The following is an 18,666-nucleotide window of genomic DNA, read 5'->3' as shown; positions in this document are numbered from 1 at the left end:
TTGAATAAAATTGCAGCAACGTTGAATCAATCGAACGCCTTTGCATAAGCGCCGGGTGATATACCGAAGCAACGTACGAACAGCCTTGTCATATGGCTCTGATCAGAGAAACCGCTGTCTGCGGCGACCTCGGCCAACCGGACGCCGCGGCCGATTAGTTGGCGCGCGTGATGGATTCGTCGCTGTATGAGGTAGGCATGGGGTGTAAGCCCCGTAGCCCGAGTGAAACCGCGCAAGAACTGATAGCGGCTCAGGCCAGCTTCGTTTGCCAGTGCAGCGAGGGTCAACATTGATGCCGGGGCGTCGTCGATCATGGCGCGAGCTGATGCAATCCCACTAGGTATTGCACGCTCGGCGCCAGGTTTTGGCCGCAGTAAGCCCGCGATGAAAAGTAACAGTGCTTCGTCCGCTGCGAATTCATCAGGGTTATTGCCGCCTTCGGTCATCGTATGAAAAAGCGTTCGAAAAAGCCCCGCCATGCACTCGTCACGGACTGTGGGTTGGGCGAACTCTACGGCGCAGCAAAGCCTTCCTTCATCAATGTCAGCGCCCAGTTCGAGGATGATCGCAGGGTCCAGATACAGCATCCGCCAGGCACGCCCGTTGTCGCCGAGCGGTGCGCCATCATGCACTTCACCTGGATTGACGGTGATGATATCGCCCGCACCCGCTTCAACCATGCCCCGGCCACTGGCTGACTTCTGCGCCCCACGATCGATAAGACCAACACCGAACTGCTCGTGGGTGTGCCGTCCAAAGCTGAGCGCGGTGTCCGCCTTCACGGCTTCCACACCGACCTTTTGGCAACGCAATAAATTGAATGGTGCGCTCTTCATCGTGTTCCCTACGCCCAATGCCGCACAAGGAGCATGCTGCAACGATGGAGCCTGTACATGCGTTTAAATGCCAAGTTCCTGACTCACTTGGCTGGGGTACAAATACAAGGGTTTCAGAGACTCCTGAACGCAGCCGGCCAGCAGAAGCAGGGGCAAAAGGTATTTGAAATTCATGATCACCGTCCTTAGTCGCGAAGAAGATGTTCTTCATGACTATATCCCGTTTTTATCGGAGGGTATTACCCCCATGGGGGACAACTCAGGCACTGACGACCGAGGGTATGGCCTATCCATGATTACCTTGAGCTTGAAATAGTAGAGCGTTGCCGGTATTGATTAAAGTCATTCAGTGCAAGGAGCAGGACAGTGATCACGATTAGAGAGGCAACAATTGATGACCTTCAAACGCTCCAAGCCATCGGCATAGAGACTTACAAAGAACACTTTTCTGATATCTGGACCGATGCAGGGCTACAGACCTTCCTGAGCGAAGATTTCTCAGCATGTAAACTGCAGAAATCTATCGAATCGCCTACCCATCATTGTTGGCTCATTGCACTCAACGAGAAGGAAGAGGCCGTAGGCTTTTCGAAGGTCAACTGGTCCAAGCCCATCCCAATGTCTGATCAGATTGGCGCCGAACTCCAGAAAATTTACTTCCTTAAGTCTCAGGCGGGTAAAGGCTACGGAAAGCAGCTTCTCCAGTTCATCCAACACGCGGCGCAAAATCGCAATGAAGGTTTCTTATGGCTGGACGTACTGAAGACCAACTCAAACGCGCAGCGCTTCTATGAGAGCTTCGGATTTAGGGCGTCGGGCGAAATCCCCTTCAGTACCGACATAGCCGAAATTGGAATGATCGTGATGTGCCACGACGTTTCCCGGTAGGCACGTTCATCGATCACGCAACCAACCCAGTCCGTTGCCAATAGTGGGCGGGGAGATTTTACCGCACGTTATGCGCAACGGTTATTTTCGCAGATAGGCAAACATGTGCTGTACATAATCGGCCTTTCCGAGAGGTACGCCGTTATGACGCAGGATGTTGTAAGCAGTGACCAGATGAAAGTAGAACTGTGGAATAGCCCAGTTCACAGCATACTCACTGCCGGTCATATCGAAAACCATGCCATTTGGCAATTCAATAGCGATTTTACGCTCTGCCCCTTCCTCTATCTGAGCGCGGTCCATCGAATCAAGAATTATCAAAGTACGTTCAATGAGTGCTTTCGCTGTGGTCAAGTTTTCAGGAGGAGTGAGTGTTCGCACTGGCTGCTGTGTAAGTCGCTGAACAGCCTCAAGGGCTTGAGTGCAAGCGTACTGAATCTGCCGGGCTAGATCATGCATATCCGGTGCAAGTCGAGCTTCGAGTAGAGTTTGCGGATCATAACCGCGCTCGAATGCAGCGGCCTCGCCCTTAGACAAAAGAGACAATAACGCTCGTAGCATTTGCGCAAAGCAGGGGATGGTAACTGTGTAGACCGACATGTCTTTTCCTTAAGTAGTCATACATGCTGGCAAAAGGATCATCTTTCTCCGAAGCAGCGGAGTGAAGCCTAGCAGACGGTTCAATTTTTTCCGCCCACACGAAGATCAGCAGCTGGAGGGCGACCAAAATCAGCATGCCCGCGGTGGAATGAGCGCCCAGAGTTCAGTGGCTTTGGCCGCCAGGAGCGAACCGCCGAAGGTGCCCCACTGATCGCACATGCCCACCCGCTGGGCGCCGATTACTTCACAATTTCGCGCCACGATTTGGCAGTATCCAAAAACGTTGCGCGCAAATTACGGCAGGCAGACTTTGCGCAATCCCTACGAATGGACATCGAAGGCGACGGTGAAGGCGAGTGAATCAGCCATGCTGATAAATTTGATTTAAACCTACTTATTAGGCTCGAATTTCGCGAATATCATGCCGAAGAAAAAAACCTCCGACCATGGCCAGAATCATATAACTAGGGTTTTACTGAGCTCTTGATCACCCAAACACCAACAAGAACAAACGCTGCTGATTTAGCCACGGCGAACAGAGAATCTCTTCCAGCAAACAACTCAAACGCCGAAAATAGTAGCGAAATCGTCCCTACTACCACCAACCAATAGCCAACTGGGCGCACGTACCTGTGGAACATTTTTTCGTCTCCCTGATAAAAATGAAATTGTAGATTTCCTCACATCGTAACCTTATCAACCTTTGCGCCACCATCCGCGATCACGGAGAGCGGCGCCTGAATGCACATAATCCATGAGCAACGACGTGTACAAGGCCACCGCACCTGCTGTGGTTTTTTGATTGCGGCATCATCTTCTGGCTATCGTCCTCAACACCACCGGAACCCTGGGCCTATAGCGGTCTATCCCAGCGTTAATCCACGACGAACAACTTCGCCCCACAGGTGCTGGAAGATCGGTGCCCCTCAGCGTTGCTGCCCACCTGATAGCTCATCCCCGCGGTGAGTGTGAACTGACGACCATCCTCCAACTCCGTGTGCAACTCGCCTTCCAAGCACAACAGGATATGACCTCTCCAGCACCAGTGATCGGCAAGATAGCCAGGACTGTATTCAACCATTCGCACACGTGTCGAACCAAACTGGCAAGTTCGCCAATAGGCGGTACCCGTCTGTCCAACGTACTCGATAGGTTCGACAGTTGACCAATCGGTCGTACCAAATGGAACAGCGGTCAGGTCCATGTTTACCTCATCAATGGAAGGGGGTCTGCGGACCGTACCTATGCAGTGATCCTTTTCGGTAGACACAGATGCCCCGCATTTATGAGATACAGGCGCCAATCAAGCGTGCAACCCCGAGGGAAGTTCTCGGTCGAGGATGTGTAAAAACGTTTATCACCGCGATTGGCGCCCAGTGTTGGACTGAAAATCGTGCTTCTACGCAAAACCCAGATCGGCTGAGCATTCGATAATTTTCGGATTTCTCATAGATGCGCAAGCTTCAATTTTCCCGAAGCGTTTTTTACACGCTATGGTGGGTGGCCATTGATGCGGAATCGTCAACATTAATAGCCCGACATAACCAAGCCCCAGAAACGCAAAAGCCCCGCTTTCGCGGGGCTTTCGTTTAAATCTTGGCGGGAAACCAGGGATTCGAACCCTGGGAACGCTATTAACGTTCGCCGGTTTTCAAGACCGGTGCATTCAACCACTCTGCCAATTTCCCTTGTGCATCACAGGATTATAGTAGCTCATCCCGTCTCAGCGGGCGCCATAATACCCGAATGAAACACACTGTCAAACTCTCTGCATCGCTTGTTACAGGGCGTCTGTTATGATCTTTGCGACTGAACGTTTCAAAACTGAAGGAGTGTCGCCATGCGCGAACAGAATTACGCAGTGAATGGTAACGCGCAGGCTGAGCAGCTTGAAGTCAGCCGCGTCTTGCGCAACACGTACGGACTGCTCGCCCTTACCCTCGCATTCAGCGGCGTGATGGCCTACGTGGCCCAGCAGATGCGCGTTGGTTATCCGAATATCTTTGTCGTGCTGATCGGCTTCTATGGTCTGTTCTTCCTGACCAACAAGTTGCGCGATTCGGCCTGGGGCCTGGTGTCGGCGTTTGCCTTGACCGGTTTCATGGGCTTCATCCTCGGCCCCATCCTCAACCGCTACCTCGGCATGGCCGGCGGTGCGGAAGTGGTCAGTTCGGCGTTTGCCATGACTGCCCTGGTGTTTGGTGGCCTGTCGGCCTACGTGCTGATCAGCCGTAAGGACATGAGCTTCCTGGGTGGCTTCATTACCGCGGGCTTCTTCGTGTTGCTGGCGGCAGTAGTGGCCAGCATGTTCTTCCAGATCAGCGGCTTGCAACTGGCGATCAGCGCGGGTTTTGTGCTGTTTTCCTCGGTGTGCATCCTGTTCCAGACCAGCGCCATCATCCACGGCGGTGAGCGTAACTACATTATGGCGACCGTGAGCCTGTATGTTTCGATCTACAACCTGTTTATCAGCCTGTTGCAGATCTTCGGCATCATGAGCCGCGACGACTGATCAGTCGTCACAATAAAAAATGCCCCGTATCGTGAGATACGGGGCATTTTTATTTTCAGGCCTGCACGAATGGTCAGTACTGGTTGGGCTCCATTTCCAGCTCGACCTTGAAGCGCTTGAAGATATCCTGCTGGATACGCAACGCCAGGTTGGCAATCTCGCGGCCTGTGGCGGTGCCGTAGTTGACCAGCACCAGCGCCTGCAGCTTGTGTACCCCCGCATCGCCGTCTCGAAAGCCCTTCCAGCCTGCCTTGTCGATCAGCCAGCCGGCGGCGAGTTTCATTTGCCCGTCGGCCTGGGGGTAGGCCACCAGGTCCGGGTACTGGCTTTTCAGCTCATCAGCGAGGGCCTGGGATACCAGCGGGTTCTTGAAGAAGCTGCCGGCATTGCCCAGCTCTGCCGGGTCGGGCAGTTTTTCCCGGCGAATGCTGCAGATCGCCTGGCTTACGTCGCTCGGTGTTGCGTCGATGATGCCCTGGGCGGCCAGGCGTTGTTGTACCGGGCCGTAGTCGAGTTTCAACTGGCTGGCGCGGCTGAGGGCAAAGCGTACCCGTAGGATCAACCAACGCCCCACTTCATGCTTGAACAGGCTGTCACGGTAAGCAAACCTGCATTCGTCCAGGCTGAAATCCCGCAGCTCGCCGGTCTGGCGATCCAGAGCGGTGAGGCCGGCGAACACATCCTTGATCTCCACGCCGTAGGCACCGATGTTCTGCATGGGTGCCGCACCGACGGTGCCGGGGATCAGGCTGAGGTTTTCCAGACCGCAAAAGCCGTGCTCAAGGGTCCACAACACAAACGGATGCCAGGCTTCGCCTGCTTCGGCCTCGACGATGACCTGCTCGCCATCGTCATGCAGCACGCGAATGCCTTGGGTGGCCATGCGCAATACCAGGGCAGGCACATCCTGTGTCAGCAACAGGTTGCTGCCACCACCGATCACCAACAGCGGCAGCGCTTGTGCAGCCGCGTAGGCCAGCGCCTCGCGGACATCCGCATCACTGTGGGCCTCGGCAAACAATTGCGCACGCACATCAATGCCAAAGCTGTTGAATGGCTTGAGCGATACCTGCGCAAGCACTTGCAAGGTCATAACCGCCCCTTCAATTCGATCACCAATAAATCGCAGGCGCGCTCGATCAGGTCCAGGACCCGCTCGAAACCTTGCTCACCTTCATAGTAAGGGTCTGGCACCTCGTCCACTTCGCCGTCAAAGCGATGCAGGAACAAATCCAGTTCTGCCTTGCCCTGCCCCGGCTGCATGGCCTTGAGGTTGCGCAGGTTGCTGTGGTCCATGGCCAGAATCAGGTCATAGCGCGCAAAGTCAGCGCGGCTGACCTGTTGGGCACGCTGGGACGACAAGTCATAACCCCGCGCCAGCGCCGCACGTTGACTGCGCTGGTCCGGCGGGTTGCCGATATGCCATTCGCCGGTGCCGGCAGACGCCACTTCAACCTGGCCGGACAAGCCTGCGTCGCGCAATTTATGGCGTAGCACGCCTTCAGCGGTCGGCGAGCGGCAGATATTGCCCAGGCATACAAACAGGACTTCCATCAGGCGCCCAGCAGGCGACGGACGCGCTCCAGGTCTTCCTGGGTGTCGACACCTGCTGGCGGCGCCTCCAGGGCATCGCTGACATGGATGCGCACCCCGTGCCACAGGGCACGCAGTTGCTCCAGGGATTCGGTGTTTTCCAGCCAGCAGGGCCCCCAACTGACGAAGTCATGCAGGAAACCGGCACGATAGGCATATATGCCGATGTGGCGGCGATACGGCACGCCTTCCGGCAATATGTCGCGATTGCTGGCGAAGGCATCCCGCGCCCAAGGCAGGGTCGAGCGACTGAACGTCAGTGCCAGGCCATTGATGTCGCTGACCACTTTCACCACGTTCGGATTGAACAGCGTTTCAATATCTTCGATCGGTTCGGCCAGGGTCGCCATGCGGGCTTCGCCATGGGCCGCCAGGTTGGCGGCAACCTGGTCGATGACGCTCGGCGGGATCAACGGCTCGTCGCCTTGTACGTTCACCACGATGGCGTCTGGCGCCAAACCGAGCTGGGTGGCCACTTCGGCCAGGCGATCAGTACCGGAGTTGTGGTCTTCACGGGTCAGTACCGCTTCAGCACCAAAGCCTTTGCACGCCTCGATAATACGCGGGTCATCGGTGGCGACCACCACGCGCTCGGCGCTGCTTTTGCAGGCCTGTTCCCACACCAGCTGGATCATCGGCTTGTCGCCGATCATTTGCAGCGGCTTGCCCGGCAGGCGCGTCGAGGCATAGCGGGAGGGAATGACAACGGTAAAGGCGGTGGTCATTTATCCAGGCGCTCATCGGTAGTCAAGGTGCGGGCTTCGCTTTCGAGCATGACCGGGATGCCGTCACGGATGGGGTAAGCCAGGCCGGCGCCCTTGCTGATCAGCTCGGTCTTGTCGGCGCTGAGCTTGAGCGGGCCTTTGCAGATCGGGCAAGCGAGGATATCGAGCAGTTTGGTGTCCATGAGTGTTTCCTGGAAAGAAGCGTTTTAAGGCAAGAGACGGTCGGGCAGCAGACGCATCAGCTGCGTGTCGAACCAGGCGACGAACGCCGGTGACGGCACCGCATCCACCGCAAGGTACCACCAGTCGGGCTGGGCAAAGGCGCGGCACTTCACCGCGTCCTTTTCGGTCATGACCAGCGGCAATGACGGGGTAAAACTCAAGACCTCGGCGCTGTAGGGCGCGTGGTCGGCAAAAGCATGGGGTATCGGCTGCCAGTGTAGCGTTTCAAGGGTATTGAAGAAACGTTGCGGATTGCCGATGCCAGCGACTGCATGCACCTGCTGGCCTTCAGGAAAGTAGGCTACCGGCTGGCGCTCGCCACTGTGCAAGTTAACCAGCGCGTTGGGTTGCAAGCGAAAGGCAAAGCCATCTTCACGGTCCGTCGCGGCACCGTTATACAGCAGCGCATCGACGCTCTGCAGGCGCTCCACCGGCTCGCGCAACGGCCCGGCAGGCAGGCAGCGGCGATTGCCAAGCCCGCGGGCGGCATCGATCAGCACCAGTTCGAGATCGCGGGCCAGGCGGTAATGCTGCAAGCCGTCGTCGGAAAGGATCAGGTCCAGGGGTTCACTGGCCAGCAGGGCCTTTACCGCGCGACTGCGGTCGGGGTCGATCATCAGCGCTACGCCGCTGCGCTGTACGATCAGCAAGGGCTCGTCGCCGGCCACGTCGGCGCTGTGGCTGGCCTCGACCCGCCACGGCAGTTGCGGTGGCTTGGCGCCGTAGCCACGGCTGACCACACCCACGCGCAAACCGCTGCGCCGGCAGTGTTCGATCAGCCACAGGATCAACGGCGTCTTGCCGGTGCCTCCTACGGTGATGTTGCCGACCACCACTACCGGCACCGGCGATTGATAGATCTCGCCCTCGCCCGCCACAAAGCGCGCACGCTTGCGTTGCACTATCCGGCGATACAGTGACTCCAGCGGGCGCAACAACACCAGCGCCGGATGGCCCTCGTACCAGGCCTTGAGCAAACGATCGGACATGGCCATCAGGGTGGGCTCGCCGCCTCGACGGTGGTCATGCGCAAATGACTGAAACCGAGCTTGCCGGCAGCGTCCATGGCGGTGATCACGGCTTGGTGCTGGGTCTTGCCGTCAGCGCTGATGGACAGCGGCAACTGGGTGTCACCACCGGATTCCTTCTGCAAGGCTTCCATCAGGCTGGCGAGGTCGTTTTTCTCCAGCAACTGATTATTCACCGAAAACACGCCATCGGCGCTGATGGCGATATCCAGTTGCTTGACCTGCTGGTCCTCGGCAGGCGAACCGCTCACTGCTTCAGGCAAATCGACACGCAGCTGGGTTTCCCGGGTGAAGGTGGTGGTCACGACAAAGAACAGCAGCAGGATAAACACCACGTCGATCAATGACGCGAGGTTGATATCGACATTTTCCCGTTGCTTGCGGCGAAATTTCACGCTTTGCCCTCGACCAGGTCCACGTCACGGTCGCCCTGCACCACTTCCACCAGCTTGATGGCTTCCTGTTCCATGCCGACCACCAGCTCATCGATGCGCCGTTGCAGGAAGCGGTGGAAGAACACCGCGGGAATCCCCACCATCAGGCCCGCAGCCGTGGTGATCAAGGCCTTGGAAATACCGCCGGCAAGTACCGCCGCGTTGGTCGCCATGCCCGCGCCCATGAACGAGCTGAAAATGTCGATCATGCCCAGCACCGTGCCGAGCAGGCCGAGCAGCGGTGCCATGGCGGCGATGGTACCGAGGGCGTTGATGTAACGCTCCAGTTCATGGATCACCCGCGCAGCCGCTTCCTCAATGCACTCTTTCATGATCTCGCGACCATGCTTGGAGTTGGCCAGGCCGGCGGCTAGGATTTCACCCAGCGGCGAATTGGCGCGCAGCTCCTTGAGTTTTTGCTTGTCGAGCTGCTTGTTCTTGATCCAGCCCCAGACTTGCCCCAGCAAGTGCTCGGGGGTGACGCGACTGGCGCGCAGGGTCCACAGGCGTTCGGCAATGATGCCGAGTGCGGCGATGGAGCTCAGAATGATCGGCAACATCATCCAGCCACCGGATTTGACCAATTCCCACACAGTGAATGTCCCCTCGAAAAAGTGCGCCACTTTACCATATAGGTTCGGCAGCGGGGTTCGTCGGCTACAGGCCCGCCCGTCGCGGCCCAGAGTCTTTGGTAACGCCGGATTACGGTAACGGTTCGCGCCAGAACCTGCGTTGACTGCGCGCAACAGTCGGTGGCAGGAACGTTCCCAGGCGCAGGCGCACAGCGCCTTGTTCAGCGCTGTCATATACCCGACTGCCCAAGGCCTGATAGCGCTCCATTACTTGTGGATGAGGATGGCCGAATGCATTGCTGCGCCCACGGGAGATCAGCACCGATGCCGGCGCCAGCCGCTGCAGGAAGGGCCAGGACGAAGAGCTGCGGCTGCCATGGTGCGGGGCCTGCAGCCAATCGGTCGGCACCGCCAGCGGCGAGGCCAGGAATGCCTGTTCGGCGACGCGATCAATATCGCCGGTGAGCAGCAGGCGTTCGCCATTGGCCTCGACCTGCAGTACGCAGGACTTCGGATTGCCATCAATCGCACCGGCCCATTGCCACAGTTCAAAGGCCACGCCATCCCATTCCCACCGCTCGCCGCTGGTACAGGGCTGGGTACCGAGAAACCCTGGCAGGCCTTCGGTTTCGCCGCCCACCACGCGCTTGACGGGCAGCCCCCGGGCCACTGCCGCCGCACCACCGGCATGATCGGCATCAGCATGGCTGAGCAGCATCATGTCCAACTGCCCTACCCCGAGCTTGTTCAACGACGGCAAGACGACCCGCGCCCCCTGGTCGACAGGCCCCGACCGGGGCCCGGCATCATAAAGCAAGGAGTGATGGCGAGTGCGCAGGATCAGGGCCTGCCCCTGGCCGACATCCAGCTGCACCACGTCCACCTGCCCATGGGGTATCGACTCCCTGGGTGGAAACACCGCCAACAACAGCATGGGCCAGCCCAAAAACCGAAACGGGAGGCCCTTGGGCAATAGCAAAATCACTGCGCCGGCCAGGCTCACCAGCCAATAGCCCAAAGGTACTTCGGCCGGTATCCAGGCCGGCAGTTGCGCGGCCAATAGCGCCAGGCCCTTGAACAAGCCGTCCAGCGCACCACCGGCCAACCACAGCAAACCTCCGCCCGCCAACGGCACCCACAGCAGCGCCGTGCCCAGCAGCGCCAGGGGTAGCACCACCAGGCTGATCCACGGCACGGCAACCAGGTTGGCCACGGGTGCACTGAGGCTGATGGGCAAACCCAACACCAGCAGCAGCGGGAACAAACCAATGGCGATCAACCACTGGGGACGCGTCCAGACCTGCCAGGCGCTCCACGGCCCCAGGCGCCCGCTGAATGCCAGAACCAGCGCAGCGACCGCCGCAAACGACAGCCAGAACCCCGGTTGCAGACTGGCCAGGGGCTCAAGCATCAGCACAGCGTTCAGCGCCAGTAACAACGGCCACCAAACACCCAAGTGACGAAAGCGCAAACGCCACAGCAACACCAGCCCCACCATGACGCAAGCCCGCTGCACCGGCACGCCGAACCCCGCCAGCAGGCCATAAGCCAACGCCCCGGTAAATGCCAGGCCGCACGCCCACGGCAGCCACGGCCAGGTTCGGGGCCAGCACCCATGGCGCGCCAACAAAGCGATCAGGCCGTAGATCAACCCCGCCAGCAAGCCAATGTGCTGCCCGGAAATCACCAGCAGATGCACCGTGCCGGTGTCCTGCAACACCTGCCAATCCTCAGGCGCCAGCCCGGAACCGTCGCCCAGTACCAATGCAGCCAAGCCCGCCTCGCGACCCTGGGCATCCACGGCCAGCAGGCGCTGGCGGACAGCATCGCGCCAGGCATTGCGGGCCGGCGCCAGGCGCTCGCCGTCCTTCACCGTTGCGGTGGCGCCGATGCGCTGGGCCAGCAGCCAGGCCTCATGGTCAAACCCGTGGAAATTAAGCAGGCCGGCAGGCCGCTTCAGTGTCAATGCCAGGCGCCAGCGCTCCCCGCTGTTAACCGTGGGCCCGCCGTGCCAGGACACGCGGATGCGCTTGGGCAGCCGCGCAGCGCGCGACCGGCTGTCGGCCAGTTCGAAGCGCACGCTCGTGCCCGTCTGTTGCGGCAGGCCGATGACACGCCCTTCGACCCAGCGCGTCTGCCCATCCAGCACCGGGCGCAAGCGGTCATCCAGCACCCACTGCGCACTGATACAGGCCCAACTCAAACCCAACAGGAAGAACGCCACGGGATAGGTGCGAAAAGGCAGCAGCATCAACGCCAGCACCAACATGCCCAACACCCCTGCGCCAGGCGGCAACGCAGGTAACCAACGCAACGCCAGTAACCCCAGCGCCAACGCCAACATCGCTGTTTTCATGGATCATCCTTTTCCACTGATCCATTCAGTCTTAGCTGGCTGACCGGCAGCGCCTATGATGTTTTGTCACAAAGTCTGAATTTTCTGTTTATAGAATCCGGGCATACTTGCCCCTCAAATTGACCTGGACCCCTTATGCCCCGGCGCTTATTCAAACGGTACATGCCCGATCCCAGCAGTATCAGGGAACATAAGTCATTACAGTTTCTTGGCACCCTGCTGCATGATCCGAACCTCTGGCACCTGAACCGGCATTCAGTGGCTCGTGCCATGGCGGTGGGTTTATTTGCGGCTTTTATACCGATTCCGTTGCAGATGCTGCTCGCGGCAATCCTGGCGATTGTCGTGCGCGGCAATATGCCGATCGCCGTCAGCCTGGTGTGGCTGACCAACCCGATCACCATGCCGGTGGTGTTTGTGTGTACCTACATGACCGGCGCCTGGCTGATGAACGTACCGCCGCGCAGCCTGCCCGATAACCTCACATGGGAATGGATCAGCGGCCAGCTGAGCACGCTCTGGCAGCCGTTCCTGCTGGGCTCGGTGGTGCTGGGGCTGGTGTTGGGGGCGCTGGCCTATTGCTTGACGATGACGTACTGGCGCTGGTGGGTGGCGCACCAGTGGAAAAAACGTAAATTGCGTCGGCGCTGAACAGCTAACGCGCCAGCAAGCGCAGATGCACCCGCAGGCCCTGTCCGGTATTTTCCGCCCATAAGCGCCCGCCCTGGCGCTGCACGGCGTTGCGGGCGATGCTCAGGCCCAGGCCGAAACCACCATCGCCGGGCCGCGAGCCGTCCAAACGGGTGAAAGGCGCGAAGATGCGTTCCAAATCCCGCTCATCAATACCGCCGCCCTGATCCTGCAGCCAGATATGCCAATAACCCCCCTCGCGGCACCCGTCGAGTTGCACGCAGCCATCGTCGGGAGAATGGCGTATGGCGTTGCGCAGGATGTTTTCCAGAGCCTGGGCCAGTGTGTTCAGGTTGCCACGCACCCAACTGTCAGCCGGCAACAGGCACGGCAAGCGCGACGCCGGCCAGTGGCTTTCGAAACAGGCGTTTTCGCGCAACATGTCCCATAACGCCTGCAACTGAATGTCTTCCTGGGGCAGCGGCGCTGTTTCGCTGTCGAGCCAGGCCAGTTGCAGGCTGTCTTCCACCAGGCGTTGCATGGCGTCGATTTCCCGGCCCAGGCGCTCGCGCAGGCGGGTCGGGTCTTGCTCGCTGTCGCAAGCCACCCGCAGACGGCTCAAGGGCGTACGCAGTTCATGGGACATGTCGCGCAGCAACTGCTGCTGCAAGCGCACCGTGCCCTGCAAGCGTTCGGACATATGGTCAAAGGCGCGCCCCAACTCTCCCAATTCATCCTGGCGGCTGGTCGCATCCCGGGACAGCCGCGTATGCAACTGGTCGGCACGCCAGGCATTGGCCTGCTCGCGCAATTGATTGAGGGGCATGATCAGCAGCCGATAGAGGCCGATGCACAGCAACAGGGTGAACAGGCCCGGAATCACACCGTTGGTGACTACCCGCCAGAACAGTTGATAGCGCCCCGGCATAAAACGTTGCGGCAACTCGATCACCAGTGACCCCAGGCCAGGATTGACCGGAAACGGCACCTTCATCCACGGCACCCCTATGACATGCCGGCTGACCGGCCAATCCAGCCCGCGCAAAAAGGTCAGGCGCTGGCTTTCCTTGTCACTCAGGGGCGTGTTGCTGAGGGATTGCAAATCGTTGCCGATCACGCCAACCCAGGTGGTTTCACGCTTGGCCATCAGTTGCAACCAGGCATCCACCCCGGCGCGACCTTGTGTGCTCCAGGCCAGCTCGGCACCTGCCGCATAGCCACCGAGGATCTCCCGCGACTTGTCCGACAGGTACGCGCTCTGCTGCTCCATATAGCGGCCCCACGACCAACTGAGCCAGATCATCAGCAAACAGAAGGCGATCAACAGGCAGGCCAGTTTCCAGAACAGCGAGTGCTTGCCCGGCAGCCGCTCAAAGCCCTTCATCATGACCGCTCAGCATGTAGCCCTTGCCCCACACCGTGCGCACTTCACGCTCGGCATAGCCGATGGCCTTGAGTTTGCGGCGAATCTGGCTGACGTGCATGTCGAGGCTGCGGTCATGGGGAGCATAACCACGCTGCAGCACCTGCTGATACAGGAAGGCTTTGCTGAGGACTTCTTCAGCGTTGCGGTGCAGGGTTTCCAGCAGCCGGTACTCGCTGCGCGTCAGCCCGCCCCACTGTGCCTGGCAGCACACATCACAGCGCTCATCATCAAAATGCAGCATCGGGGCATTCTCCCGCATCACTGCGCGCGGCGGCTCAGGCCGGCGATCCAGGGCCACCCGGCGCAGGATGGCTTCAATGCGCACGCGCAATTCAGCCATGCTGAACGGCTTGGGCAGATAGTCATCCGCGCCCAGGCGAAAGCCGCTGATGCGGTCGGCTTCGGCGCCCAGGGCCGACATCAGAATCACCGGCATGGCGTGGCTCTGACGCAAATGCGTGAGGATCGACAGACCGTCCAGCCCCGGCAACAGGATGTCCATCAACACCAGGTCAAATGCCTGGTCTCGGGCCATTTGCAGGCCTTGCTGGCCGTTGCGACACCACGTCACCTGAAAACCACTGCGGCCAAGCTGCTCATGCACGTAGGCCCCCAACACAGGGTCATCTTCGATGGTCAGGATAGTAGGTAGGGCAACTGTTGCGGGAGTCATTAGCGTCTGCAAGTCATTCTCAATCACTGATTATTCAAGATTAAATGGTTACAGGCAATCGCCACGCGGCGCCGAATGGCCCGAAGATTGCCGCATGTCATTAATTTGCAAGATTCCAGACCGTGCAAATGGCTACACTGCGCAGGTGGCGCGGGCCGGATGCCAGCGTGGATAATTGATAACAACGTGGTAGCAGGAGAGTGGCGTGCTTAGAAGAATGGGGATAAAAGGCCGCGTACTGTTGCTGACCTTATTACCGACCAGCCTGATGGCCTTGGTGTTGGGAGGGTATTTCACCTGGATGCAACTGTCGGAATTGCAGAGCCAGTTGCTGCAACGCGGCGAAATGATCGCCGAACAATTGGCGCCGCTGGTGGCGCCTGCCCTGGGCCATAAGAACACTGAACTGCTGGAGCGCATCGCCACTCAATCCTTGGAGCAGTCAGACGTGCGCGCGGTGTCGTTCCTCGCTCCAGACCGTTCGCCCTTGGCGCACGCCGGCCCGACCATGCTCAACCCGCCGCCTACCGGTAACAGTTCGCATCTACTGCAGCGCACCGGCAACGATGCCACCCGTTATCTGCTGCCGGTATTCGGCCGGCATCGCAATCTGGCCGGCGAACTCATCCCCGATGAGTCTGACCGCCTGCTGGGGTGGGTCGAAGTGGAGCTGTCCCACAACGGCATGCTGCTGCGCGGCTACCGCAGCCTGTTCGCCAGCCTGTTGCTGATCGCCATCGGTCTGATGTGTACCGCTGCCCTCGCCCTGCGAATCAGCCGCACCATCAATTCGCCGATTGGTCAGATCAAGCAAGCCGTGGCCCAGCTCAAGGACGGCAACCTGGAAACACGTTTGCCGCTGTTAGGCAGCCAGGAGTTGGACCAGCTCGCGTCGGGCATCAACCGCATGGCCGAAACCCTGCAGAATGCCCAGGAAGAATTGCAACACAGCATCGACCAGGCCACCGAAGACGTGCGCCAGAACCTGGAGACCATCGAGATCCAGAACATCGAGCTGGACCTGGCTCGCAAGGAGGCTCTGGAAGCCAGCCGCATCAAGTCGGAGTTCCTGGCCAATATGAGCCATGAGATCCGCACGCCACTTAACGGCATCCTCGGCTTTACCCACCTGCTGCAAAAAAGCGAGCTGTCACCGCGCCAGCTGGATTACCTGGGCACCATCGAAAAATCCGCCGACAACCTGCTGGGTATCATCAACGAGATCCTTGACTTCTCGAAGATCGAGGCCGGCAAGCTGGTACTCGACAGCGTGCCGTTCAACCTGCGGGACCTGCTGCAAGACACCCTGACCATCCTCGCCCCCGCCGCCCATGCCAAGCAGCTCGAACTGGTCAGCCTGGTGTACCGCGACACGCCGCTGGCGCTGGTGGGCGACCCGCTGCGCCTCAAGCAGATCCTGACCAACCTGATCAGCAACGCGATCAAGTTCACCCGCGAAGGCACCATCGTTGCCCGGGCGATGATCGAGGATGAGCAGGAAGACAGCGTGCAGTTGCGCATCAGCGTGCAAGACACCGGCATTGGCCTGTCCAACCAGGATGTCCGCGCACTGTTCCAGGCGTTCAGCCAGGCCGACAACTCGCTGTCGCGCCAGCCCGGCGGCACTGGCCTGGGGTTGGTAATTTCCAAGCGTTTGATCGAGCAGATGGGCGGCGAAATCGGCGTCGACAGCACACCAGGTGAAGGCTCCGAGTTCTGGATCAGCTTGAACCTGCCAAAGACCCGTGACGACGTTGAAGATCTGCCCGGCCCGCCGCTGCTGGGTCGCCGCGTGGCTGTGCTGGAAAACCACGAACTGGCGCGCCAGGCCCTGCAACATCAACTGGAAGACTGCGGCCTGGAAGTCACACCGTTCAACACCCTGGAAAGCCTGACCAATGGCATCACCAGTGCGCACCAGACCGAACTGGCGATCAGCCTTGCGGTGCTCGGCGTCACCGCCAATGACATTCCACCCGAGCGTCTCAACCAACACTTATGGGACCTCGAACACCTGGGCTGCAAGGTCCTGGTACTGTGCCCGACTACCGAGCAGATGCTGTTCAACCAATCGGTGCCCAACCCCAACAGCCAGTTGCAGGCCAAGCCCGCTTGTACACGCAAGCTGCGCCGCTCCCTGGCCGACCTGATCAGCCCGCGCCCCTCGCGCAGCGAACCGGGAGAGCCGCTGTCCAGCCGTGCGCCACGGGTGCTGTGCGTGGACGACAACCCGGCCAACCTGCTACTGGTGCAAACCCTGCTGGAAGACATGGGCGCCAAGGTGCAGGCGGTGGAAAGCGGTTATGCGGCCATTGATGCGGTGAAGCAGGAAACCTTCGACCTGGTGTTGATGGATGTACAAATGCCCGGCATGGACGGGCGCCAGAGCACCGAGGCCATTCGCCAGTGGGAAAGCGAACGCCACGGCACGCCGCTGCCGGTGGTCGCCCTCACGGCCCACGCCATGGCCAACGAAAAACGCGCCCTGCTGCAAAGCGGCATGGACGACTACCTGACCAAGCCCATCAGTGAGCGGCAATTGGCCCAGGTGGTGTTGAAATGGACCGGCCTGGCCCTGCGCAATCAAGGCCCGGAGCGCGTCAACGACGGCCTGGCCCAGGGCGTGCAACTGCTGGTGCTCGACCACGAGGAAGGCCTGCGCCTGGCCGCCAACAAGGCAGACCTCGCCGCTGACATGCTCGCCATGCTGCTGGCTTCCCTGGAAGCTGATCGCCTGGCAATCACCCTCGCCCGCGAAGCCAATGACAACCATGCCCTGATCGAACGCGTCCACCGTCTGCATGGCGCCACGCGCTACTGCGGCGTGCCGCAACTGCGCGCAGCCTGCCAACGCGCCGAAACCCTGCTCAAGCAGGATGATGCCAAGGCCATGGCCGCGCTGGATGAACTGGACATGGCAATTGCGCGGCTGGCCAGTGAAGCCAGGGTCAGTGCCTGATCCTGTATTCATGGGCACCCGAATCAACAATGTGGGAGGGGGCTTGCCCCCGATAGCGGTGTATCAGTTACAGATATTCGACTGAAACACTGCCATCGGGAGCAAGCCCCCTCCCACATTCAGTCAGCATTTCCAACGTGTAAATTGCAGGGAGCCTTTTGATGCGCGTCATTCTGTTCAGCAGCCAAGCCTACGACCGTGACAGCTTTCTCGGAGAGCCGCGCCCCCAGGGCATCGAGCTGCAATTCCAACCCGCCCGCCTCAACCTCGACACCGTGGCCCTGGCCGAACATCACGAGGTGGTCTGCGCCTTTATCAACGACGACCTCAGCGCACCGGTATTGGAGCAACTGGCCAAAGGCGGCACGCGCCTGGTCGCCCTGCGTTCGGCCGGCTACAACCACGTCGACTTGCGGGCTGCCAAGCGCCTGGGCCTGACCATCGTGCGCGTGCCCGCGTATTCGCCCCACGCCGTGGCCGAGCACGCCGTGGCGCTGATCCTGGCGCTCAATCGGCGGCTGCACCGGGCCTACAACCGCACCCGCGATGGCGATTTCAGCCTGCACGGGCTCACCGGTTTCGATCTGGTCGGCAAGACCGTCGGCGTGGTCGGTACCGGGCAAATCGGCGCCACGTTCGCCAAGATCATGGCCGGCTTCGGCTGCCAGCTGCTGGCCTGCGATCCCTTCCCGAATCCTCAGGTCCAGGCCCTCGGCGCCCGTTACGTGAGCCTGCCCGAATTGCTGGCCGAGGCGCAGATCATCAGCCTGCACTGCCCGTTGACCGTCGACAGCCAGCACCTGATCAACGCCGGCTCCCTGGCGCAGATGCAGCCCGGCGCGATGCTGATCAATACTGGGCGCGGTGGTCTGGTCGATACCCCGGCGCTGATCGAAGCGCTCAAGGAGGGCCAGTTGGGCTATCTGGGGCTGGATGTATACGAGGAAGAAGCCCAGCTGTTTTTCGAGGATCGCTCGGACCTGCCCCTGCAAGACGACGTGCTCGCCCGCCTGCTGACCTTCCCCAATGTGATCATTACCGCGCACCAGGCATTCCTCACCCGCGAGGCCCTGGCGGCGATTGCCGGCACGACACTGGCCAACATCGCGGCCTGGGCCGAGGGACGGGCGCAGAACCGGGTCGAGGGATGATCAGCGGTCACATACCGGGCTCATGATAGGCCGGCACCCGTGATAGGATGCCGCGCCTATT

At 59.9% G+C, this 18,666-nt stretch carries 18 protein-coding genes and 1 tRNA gene; 5 read left to right on the top strand and 14 right to left on the bottom strand.

Features of this window, described 5'->3' with window-relative positions; all coding sequences use genetic code 11:
- Window positions 1–26: 26 nt before the first annotated feature.
- Window positions 27–836, bottom strand: coding sequence for an AraC family transcriptional regulator (locus NMB39_RS11940; RefSeq protein WP_057025572.1), 810 nt, complete (start codon window positions 834–836; stop codon window positions 27–29).
- Window positions 837–1,202: 366 nt separating this feature from the next.
- On the opposite strand from NMB39_RS11940, the gene NMB39_RS11935 reads away from it, so the two are divergent.
- Window positions 1,203–1,724: a GNAT family N-acetyltransferase gene (locus NMB39_RS11935; protein ID WP_057025571.1), complete on the top strand. Its 522-nt coding sequence runs from the start codon at window positions 1,203–1,205 to the stop codon at window positions 1,722–1,724.
- An 81-nt stretch (window positions 1,725–1,805) separates the two neighbouring features.
- Here the strand turns inward: NMB39_RS11935 and NMB39_RS11930 are convergent, their stop codons facing one another.
- The 3 genes from NMB39_RS11930 to NMB39_RS11920 all read right to left on the bottom strand — a co-directional run bounded on the left by NMB39_RS11930 (window position 1,806) and on the right by NMB39_RS11920 (window position 4,012).
- Entirely contained in the window at window positions 1,806–2,324 is a 519-nt protein-coding gene (locus tag NMB39_RS11930) for a DUF1993 domain-containing protein (protein WP_494339196.1), read from the bottom strand.
- Between the two features lie 874 nt (window positions 2,325–3,198).
- Complete coding sequence (locus tag NMB39_RS11925; protein WP_057025569.1) at window positions 3,199–3,528, bottom strand: DHCW motif cupin fold protein; 330 nt, start codon at window positions 3,526–3,528, stop codon at window positions 3,199–3,201.
- 393 nt (window positions 3,529–3,921) lie between these two features.
- Window positions 3,922–4,012 (bottom strand) — tRNA-Ser (locus NMB39_RS11920).
- A 152-nt stretch (window positions 4,013–4,164) separates the two neighbouring features.
- Between NMB39_RS11920 and NMB39_RS11915 the strand changes: the two genes are divergently transcribed.
- Window positions 4,165–4,836 (top strand): Bax inhibitor-1/YccA family protein, encoded by a 672-nt coding sequence (locus NMB39_RS11915; protein WP_046068609.1) that lies wholly within the window; start codon window positions 4,165–4,167, stop codon window positions 4,834–4,836.
- A 73-nt stretch (window positions 4,837–4,909) separates the two neighbouring features.
- Here NMB39_RS11915 and murB read toward each other — a convergent pair whose 3' ends face one another.
- The 8 genes from murB to NMB39_RS11875 all read right to left on the bottom strand — a co-directional run bounded on the left by murB (window position 4,910) and on the right by NMB39_RS11875 (window position 11,766).
- The gene (gene murB / locus NMB39_RS11910; protein ID WP_494339197.1) at window positions 4,910–5,929 is read right to left on the bottom strand and encodes a UDP-N-acetylmuramate dehydrogenase; all 1,020 of its coding nucleotides are present in this window, start codon (window positions 5,927–5,929) and stop codon (window positions 4,910–4,912) included.
- Window positions 5,926–6,390 carry a low molecular weight protein-tyrosine-phosphatase gene (locus NMB39_RS11905; protein WP_124401034.1) on the bottom strand — a complete coding sequence of 155 codons (465 nt, stop codon included), beginning with the start codon at window positions 6,388–6,390 and terminating at the stop codon, window positions 5,926–5,928. The genes murB and NMB39_RS11905 overlap by 4 nt, the downstream gene beginning before the upstream one ends.
- The gene (gene kdsB, locus NMB39_RS11900; RefSeq protein ID WP_494339198.1) at window positions 6,390–7,154 is read right to left on the bottom strand and encodes a 3-deoxy-manno-octulosonate cytidylyltransferase; all 765 of its coding nucleotides are present in this window, start codon (window positions 7,152–7,154) and stop codon (window positions 6,390–6,392) included. Before kdsB ends, NMB39_RS11905 begins: the two co-directional genes overlap by 1 nt.
- On the bottom strand, window positions 7,151–7,336 hold the full coding sequence (locus NMB39_RS11895; RefSeq protein WP_003174668.1) for a Trm112 family protein: 186 nt from the start codon (window positions 7,334–7,336) through the stop codon (window positions 7,151–7,153). The genes kdsB and NMB39_RS11895 overlap by 4 nt, the downstream gene beginning before the upstream one ends.
- Before the next feature lie 24 nt (window positions 7,337–7,360).
- Window positions 7,361–8,371 (bottom strand): tetraacyldisaccharide 4'-kinase, encoded by a 1,011-nt coding sequence (lpxK, locus tag NMB39_RS11890; RefSeq protein WP_494339199.1) that lies wholly within the window; start codon window positions 8,369–8,371, stop codon window positions 7,361–7,363.
- Window positions 8,371–8,799 (bottom strand): ExbD/TolR family protein, encoded by a 429-nt coding sequence (locus tag NMB39_RS11885; RefSeq protein ID WP_043046643.1) that lies wholly within the window; start codon window positions 8,797–8,799, stop codon window positions 8,371–8,373. The genes lpxK and NMB39_RS11885 overlap by 1 nt, the downstream gene beginning before the upstream one ends.
- Window positions 8,796–9,431, bottom strand: coding sequence for a MotA/TolQ/ExbB proton channel family protein (locus tag NMB39_RS11880; protein ID WP_043046641.1), 636 nt, complete (start codon window positions 9,429–9,431; stop codon window positions 8,796–8,798). The genes NMB39_RS11885 and NMB39_RS11880 overlap by 4 nt, the downstream gene beginning before the upstream one ends.
- 109 nt (window positions 9,432–9,540) lie before the next feature.
- Window positions 9,541–11,766 carry a DNA internalization-related competence protein ComEC/Rec2 gene (locus NMB39_RS11875; RefSeq protein WP_494339200.1) on the bottom strand — a complete coding sequence of 742 codons (2,226 nt, stop codon included), beginning with the start codon at window positions 11,764–11,766 and terminating at the stop codon, window positions 9,541–9,543.
- Window positions 11,767–11,901: 135 nt separating this feature from the next.
- Here NMB39_RS11875 and NMB39_RS11870 point away from each other — a divergent pair, with 135 nt between their 5' ends.
- Complete coding sequence (locus tag NMB39_RS11870) at window positions 11,902–12,417, top strand: DUF2062 domain-containing protein (RefSeq protein ID WP_043046639.1); 516 nt, start codon at window positions 11,902–11,904, stop codon at window positions 12,415–12,417.
- A gap of 4 nt (window positions 12,418–12,421) precedes the next feature.
- On the opposite strand, the gene NMB39_RS11865 is transcribed toward NMB39_RS11870, so the two are convergent.
- Together NMB39_RS11865 and NMB39_RS11860 are read right to left on the bottom strand one after the other, a co-directional pair.
- Window positions 12,422–13,780: a sensor histidine kinase gene (locus tag NMB39_RS11865; protein WP_494340597.1), complete on the bottom strand. Its 1,359-nt coding sequence runs from the start codon at window positions 13,778–13,780 to the stop codon at window positions 12,422–12,424.
- Window positions 13,767–14,495: a response regulator transcription factor gene (locus tag NMB39_RS11860; protein ID WP_306958195.1), complete on the bottom strand. Its 729-nt coding sequence runs from the start codon at window positions 14,493–14,495 to the stop codon at window positions 13,767–13,769. The genes NMB39_RS11865 and NMB39_RS11860 overlap by 14 nt, the downstream gene beginning before the upstream one ends.
- A 205-nt stretch (window positions 14,496–14,700) precedes the next feature.
- On the opposite strand from NMB39_RS11860, the gene NMB39_RS11855 reads away from it, so the two are divergent.
- On the top strand, window positions 14,701–17,454 hold the full coding sequence (locus NMB39_RS11855; RefSeq protein WP_124356195.1) for a response regulator: 2,754 nt from the start codon (window positions 14,701–14,703) through the stop codon (window positions 17,452–17,454).
- A gap of 161 nt (window positions 17,455–17,615) precedes the next feature.
- Window positions 17,616–18,605, top strand: coding sequence for a 2-hydroxyacid dehydrogenase (locus tag NMB39_RS11850; protein ID WP_057024338.1), 990 nt, complete (start codon window positions 17,616–17,618; stop codon window positions 18,603–18,605).
- Window positions 18,606–18,666: the final 61 nt, after the last annotated feature.

The sequence above is a fragment of the Pseudomonas sp. FBCC-B545 genome (genome assembly GCF_059134095.1).
This window is presented reverse-complemented; position numbering and strand designations above follow the sequence as displayed.

Coding starts and splice junctions, on each gene's coding strand:
- kdsB (WP_494339198.1), bottom strand. CDS start 7,154: ATGACCACCGCCTTTACCGTTGTCATTCCCTCCCGCTATGCCTCGACG.
- NMB39_RS11895 (WP_003174668.1), bottom strand. CDS start 7,336: ATGGACACCAAACTGCTCGATATCCTCGCTTGCCCGATCTGCAAAGGC.
- NMB39_RS11870 (WP_043046639.1), top strand. CDS start 11,902: ATGCCCCGGCGCTTATTCAAACGGTACATGCCCGATCCCAGCAGTATC.
- NMB39_RS11875 (WP_494339200.1), bottom strand. CDS start 11,766: ATGAAAACAGCGATGTTGGCGTTGGCGCTGGGGTTACTGGCGTTGCGT.
- NMB39_RS11940 (WP_057025572.1), bottom strand. CDS start 836: ATGAAGAGCGCACCATTCAATTTATTGCGTTGCCAAAAGGTCGGTGTG.
- murB (WP_494339197.1), bottom strand. CDS start 5,929: ATGACCTTGCAAGTGCTTGCGCAGGTATCGCTCAAGCCATTCAACAGC.
- NMB39_RS11930 (WP_494339196.1), bottom strand. CDS start 2,324: ATGTCGGTCTACACAGTTACCATCCCCTGCTTTGCGCAAATGCTACGA.
- NMB39_RS11850 (WP_057024338.1), top strand. CDS start 17,616: ATGCGCGTCATTCTGTTCAGCAGCCAAGCCTACGACCGTGACAGCTTT.
- lpxK (WP_494339199.1), bottom strand. CDS start 8,371: ATGGCCATGTCCGATCGTTTGCTCAAGGCCTGGTACGAGGGCCATCCG.
- NMB39_RS11860 (WP_306958195.1), bottom strand. CDS start 14,495: ATGACTCCCGCAACAGTTGCCCTACCTACTATCCTGACCATCGAAGAT.
- NMB39_RS11915 (WP_046068609.1), top strand. CDS start 4,165: ATGCGCGAACAGAATTACGCAGTGAATGGTAACGCGCAGGCTGAGCAG.
- NMB39_RS11925 (WP_057025569.1), bottom strand. CDS start 3,528: ATGGACCTGACCGCTGTTCCATTTGGTACGACCGATTGGTCAACTGTC.
- NMB39_RS11905 (WP_124401034.1), bottom strand. CDS start 6,390: ATGGAAGTCCTGTTTGTATGCCTGGGCAATATCTGCCGCTCGCCGACC.
- NMB39_RS11865 (WP_494340597.1), bottom strand. CDS start 13,780: ATGAAGGGCTTTGAGCGGCTGCCGGGCAAGCACTCGCTGTTCTGGAAA.